This window comes from Bacillus sp. SRB_331 (assembly GCF_003264175.1).
Taxonomy (GTDB): Bacteria; Bacillota; Bacilli; order Bacillales; family Bacillaceae_G; genus Bacillus_A; species Bacillus_A mycoides.
The window spans coordinates 1-360 of sequence record NZ_NADV01000159.1 but is presented as its reverse complement, the minus strand read 5'-3'; the positions used below and the strand labels follow the sequence as shown (position 1 = coordinate 360).

Annotated in this window: 1 protein-coding gene; it reads left to right on the top strand. The window is 48.9% G+C overall.

Annotated elements, in window-relative coordinates:
• Positions 1-74: 74 nt before the first annotated feature.
• On the top strand, positions 75-360 hold a 286-nt coding region (locus tag B5P42_RS32405; protein WP_220089423.1), incomplete at its 3' end, for a hypothetical protein.

Genomic DNA, 360 nt, shown 5'->3' with positions numbered 1-360 from the left:
ACCCGAAGCGCTTACTAGGGATGAGGATCACACGTAGTAATGACGGTATCTTACTTGACCAAGAGGCCTACATCTTGGAGCAATTATCAAAGTTCAACATGATGGACTGCAAGCACGCAGACACGCCCGAACAATCAGGACTCTACCTGGAGAAGAACATGTGTGCAACAACCGCCGAAGAGAAGCAAGAAATGCAAGAAACCCCCTATCGTGAACTAGTTGGAGCTCTTAACTGGATCGCAACGTGCACCAGACCGGATATCTCACATGCAGTGTCCTCACTCTGTCGGTTCCTTGACAACCCAGGTCGCCAACATTGGACATCTGCGAAGCGTGTTCTTAAGTATCTTAAGGGAAGCA